This window comes from Zhengella sedimenti (genome assembly GCF_046506625.1).
In the GTDB taxonomy this organism is placed as follows: Bacteria; Pseudomonadota; Alphaproteobacteria; order Rhizobiales; family Rhizobiaceae; genus Zhengella; species Zhengella sedimenti.
The window spans coordinates 549170-554256 of the sequence record NZ_JBKFFP010000003.1 but is presented as its reverse complement, the minus strand read 5'-3'; the positions used below and the strand labels follow the sequence as shown (position 1 = coordinate 554256).

1 protein-coding gene is annotated in these 5087 nt (G+C 64.2%); it reads right to left on the bottom strand.

Annotated features, from left to right (window positions below; translation table 11 throughout):
- Nucleotides 1-5087 (bottom strand): beta strand repeat-containing protein (locus tag ACLB6G_RS12020; protein ID WP_410356413.1); only part of this gene is annotated, 5087 nt, incomplete at both ends.

The window sequence follows — 5087 nt, the reverse complement described above, 5'->3', positions numbered from 1 at the left end:
TCGGCCGAGACCGTGATCGCCGGACCGTCCTCGCTGGCCGAGCCCGTCACCGCGGCGACAACCGGCGCGTCGTTCGTGCCGGTGATCGTCACCGTCGCAGTCTGCGGCGTGGATGCACCATGCTCGTCCACCACGTCATAGCTGACCGTGATGACGAGATCTTCGCCCTCGGCCAGGTAATCATAGGCCGGATCGGCAGGATCGACCGCCAGCATCGTACCGGACAGGCTCACGCCCGCGGGCGGCGTTGTGCTCGAGGAACCGCCATCGACGGTATATTCCACCCCGCTGATTGTCAGCGTCGCCGTCTCTCCCGTGTCGGCATCCGTGGCGTTTTCTAGCAGGTCCAGCGTGTAGGACGCATCGCCCTCGTCGGCAGCCGAGACAATCGCCGTCACTTCAGGCGCGTCATTCGTGCCGTTGATCGTGATCGTGATGGTCTGGGTGGCCGATTCGGCGTCGGAGGCGCCGGAATCGTCCGTAACGACGACCTCATAGGTCAGGACCAGCTCATCGCCTTCGCCCAGCCAGTCGAGATCGTCCGTCGCGGTGTAGTCGTAGCCGATGGTCTGGGCCGAGCCGGTTGCACTGGCATCGTTCCCCGTGAACACGATATTGCCCGCTGCGATCAGCGTCGCGATGCTGACACCTGACGGCAGCGTCGTGGGGGTTCCTCCGTCGGGCGTGTAGCTCCAGGTGGCATCGCCCGTGACCGACGCCGTGAGCACATCGGCCGTGGAGGTGCCCCCGGTGAAGGTGCCGCCATGATCGTCGTCGGAGACAGTCAGGTCGCCACTGACCGAGACGGTCTGCGCTGATGCATCCGTGGCCTCGGTGACATCGAGCGGCGTCGTGACGGAACTGATGACCGGCCGGTCGTTGGTGCCGGTGATGGTGATGGTGATGGTTTCGCCCGTCGTCGACGCGCCGTGATTGTCGGTTATGACGAGGTCATAGGTCTGGGTGATGGTGTCGCCTTCGCCCAGCTGGTCGATCACGGCATCGCTGACCGTGAATGTCCAGGTGATTTCGCCGGTCCCCGCTCCGGTGGCCGAACCCGAGAATCCGCCGCTGAGCGTACCGATATAGCCGCCGGTGGACGGCGTGATCGAAACGCTGTGCGTATCGGCCAGTTCCGGATCGTCGAATTCAATGGTGCCCGAAGTCGTGAGGGGAGTACCTTCGGCCGGCGTCGTGCTGCCGTCCTCGATCTCCGTGACGGAATCCTCCAGCCCGGTCGTCCCGATGACAAAGGGCGCATCGTTCGTTCCGTTGACGGTGACCGTCGCCGTGGCAGGCGTTACAGCGCCGTCCTCATCCACCACGTTGTAGGTGACCGTGAGAACCACCGTCTGCGTTTCGTCAAGGCTGTTGAACTGGGTCGGATCGATGACCAGTTCGCCCGTTTCGGGATCCACTGTGTAATCGATCGTCTCGGCCCACGCAGTGCTCCCATCCACAAGTCCGGTGATCGAAACGCTCGCGACATCCAGATCGTCGCCAAGCGTTCCGCCCGCATCCGCATCGCTGGCATTGGCAAGCAGATCGACGGTGAGCGGCGCAGCCTGGTCGTTTGTAGTGTCCGTGACAGGCCCGGAGACAACCGGCGCGTCATTCGTGCCGTTGATGGTGATATCGATATCGACGGTGTTCCCTTCCGAATCCGTCAGCGTCACTACGTCATGGACGATCTCGCCCGGATTGAGGTCCTGCACGAGCGACTGGTCCAGCGTGTAGGTCCAGGTATCACCGGCCAGGTTGACTGCGACCGACCCGTAGGTGCCCGTCGCCGTCACACCGGAGAAGCTCGGATTGTCGTCGCCATCGACGTCGGACACGGCAATCGAACCCGTCGCCGTCACAGCCGGATCGCCGACATCGCCTTCCGTCACCGCGCCCGTCGTGTCCGCCGTGATGACGGCGTCGTCGTCCGCGCCGGTGATGTCGATGGTGATCGTGTGCTCGGTGCCGTCGGTTGTCGCCACCACGATCGTGTCCTGAAGCGGATCGCCCGCATCCAGAACATCGACCGCCGGGTTGGAGTCGTCGAGCGCATAGCTCCACGTGCCGTCCGCGTTCATCGTCAGCGTGCCGTAGCTGCCCTGCGTCACCACCGTTGTGTTCCAGGCATCGTCGGCATCGTCGCCGTCGACATCGGTGTGATCGAGGTTGCCCGTCGCCGGCGTGCCGGCATCCTCCGTCACCGCGCCGGTCGAGTCGCCGGTCACGACCGCCGCATCGTTCGTGCCGGTGATGTCGATGGTGATCGTATGCTCGGTGCCGTCGGTTGTCGCCACCACGATCGTGTCCTGAAGCGGATCGCCCGCATCCAGTTCGTCGACCGCCGGGTTGGCGTCGTCGAGCACATAGCTCCACGTGCCGTCGGCGTTCATCGTCAGCGTGCCGTAGCTGCCCTGTGTCACCACCGTGGTGTTCCAGGCATCGTCGGCATCGTTGCCGTCGACATCGGTATGGTCGAGGTCACCGGTTGCCGGCGTGCCGGCATCCTCCGTCACCGCGCCCGTCGAAGTGCCGGTCACCACCGCTGCGTCATTCGTGCCGGTGATCGTGATGTCGATATCGACGGTGTTGCCTTCCGAGTCGGTCAGCGTGATCACGTCATGGACGATGTCACCGTCATCCAGGTCCTGAACCGCCGATTGGTCCAGCGTGTAGGTCCAGGTATCACCGGCCGGGTTGACCGCGATCGAACCGTAGGTGCCCGCCGCCGTCACACTGGAGAAGCTCGGATTGTCGTCGCCGTCCACATCCGACACCGCGATCGAACCCGTTGCCGTCACAGCCGGATCGCCGACATCGCCTTCCGTCACCGCACCCGTCGTGTCCGCCGTGATTACCGCCGCGTCGTCGGCACCGGTGATGTCGATGGTGATCGTGTGCTCGGTGCCGTCGGTTGTCGCCACCACGATCGTGTCCTGGAGCGGATCGCCCGCATCCAGAACATCGACCGCCGTGTTGGTGTCGTCGAGCACATAGCTCCACGTACCATCGGCATTCATCGTCAGCGTGCCGTAGGTGCCCTGGGTCACCACCGTGGTGTTCCAGGCATCGTCGGCATCGTCGCTGTCGGCATCGGTGTGGTCGAGGTCACCGGTTGCCGGCGTGCCGGCATCCTCCGTCACCGCGCCGGTCGAAGTGCCGGTCACGACCGCCGCGTCGTTCGTGCCGGTGATGGTGATGGTCACCTCTTGCGTAGCGGTCGCGTTGCCGGTGCCGGAACCGTCGTCGACCTGGATCGTGTAGGTCAGGACAAGCTCGTCGCCGGCATCGAGGAAATCGAAGGCTTCGCCGCCGCTGTCGAAGGACCAGTCGATCGTGCCGGAGGTCGAACCGCCAGCGATGACCGGGTTTGTCCCGACCGTGAGCAAGCTTAGAAGCGCTGCATTATCGAGGCCGACCGGCAGATCGTCCGCTCCCGTTCCGGACGACACGACACCCGTTACGGTGGCGTTCACCGCATCGGTCGTGTCAACGTCGGAAACCGACAGCGTGCCGGAAGCGGTGAACCCGGCATCATCCTCGGTATGCGAGGCGGAATCCGAGTCTGTTCCGACAACCTCGATCACCGGCGCATCGTTCGTGCCGACAATGGTGACGGTAATGGTCTCGGTGGTCGAGTCGCCATTGCTGTCCGTGATGGTGACATTGAAGGTGGACGTGATCGTCTGGCCTTCGGCCAACTGGTCGGCGGCCGCCGCGTCGTATTGATAGGTCCAGGTCACCGCGCCGTTTGTGTCGGCAAGCGTATCGTCGCTGATGCCGGCCTGGAACAGGCCGACAGCGCCCGCCCCCGGCGAAACGGAAACGGTGTAGGTCTGGCCGGTGGGCAGGTCCTCGAACAGGATGTCGCCGGTGGTGGTGATGAAGCCGGTGTTCTCGCCCGGCGCGCCGTCGGCGTTTTCGACCACGGAGCCGGTGCCGTCGTTCACTTTATCGCCAGCATATGTGTTGGAGTTGTCGACGTAGCCGAGCACTTCCGGCGAGAAATCGAGATTGACGGTCTGCGTGCCCGACACACCGGATTCATTGCCGGCGATGTCAGTCTGGGTGGCGGTGAAGGTGAGCGTGTGCGTGCCTGTCTCCGAGACCAGCGGCGTGGCCGGCGTGATCGACCAGTTGCCGGTGCCGTCGACCACCGTGGTCAGTGTCGCGATATCGCTGGAACCGTCATTGACCGTGACCGTGACCGTGGCCCCGGCCTCACCCGTGCCGGAAATGGTGGGCGTGGCATCGTTGATGCCATCGCCAAGGGTGTCGTGCGTGGTGCCCGTGATGACGGGCGCAACGGGTGCCGTCGTGTCCACCGTGATCGTGGTGGCCGGCGACGTCGTCGTATTGCCCGCCGCATCCGTGATCGAGACGGTGAAGTCATAGCTGCCATCGCCGGAAAGCGTGCCGGCGGTCAGCTCCACCGGTCCAGTCTCCGAGCCGGTCACGACATAGGTCACGGCCGGCGAAAGAGAGGCGCCTCCCACCAGCAGTTCGACCACGTCGCCGGCTTCCGCGCCGGATACGTCAATCGAGAAGGTCGGCGTGTCGTCATTGGTCAGGTTGTCGCTGTCGCTGTCGCCGGAATCGGAGGCCGGCACCAGGTCCGGCGCCCCAAGCGTCGCGATGGTCGTGTCGAGGGTTACGTCAAGGGTTGGACCGGTCGAAGTGTTGCCGGCCGGATCGATGACCGTGGTGGCCAGGCTCGTCGTGCCTTCCGGAAGGCTTGTTGCCACGACGGTTGAGGAACCGGGAACCGTATCGCCTACGGCAATCGTGATCGAATTGCCCTCTAAACCGGTGGCAACGTATTCGCCGTAGACAACGCCGCCGCTTGTAAGCTGCACGATGTCGCCCGCTTCCAGTGTGCCGACGCCGGGGGGGCTCAGATTGATGATGAATTGAGGGCTGTCATTGTTGGTGACGTCGTCTGAGTTACTCGATCCCGTGTCATTTGCCAGGTCGCTGATCAGATCCGGCGCCACCGGATTGGCAACGGTGGTGTCCAGTTCATAGGTCGCGGTCGTCTCCGCAGACGTGTTGCCCGCATCGTCGGTCTGGCGGACCGCCACATTGTA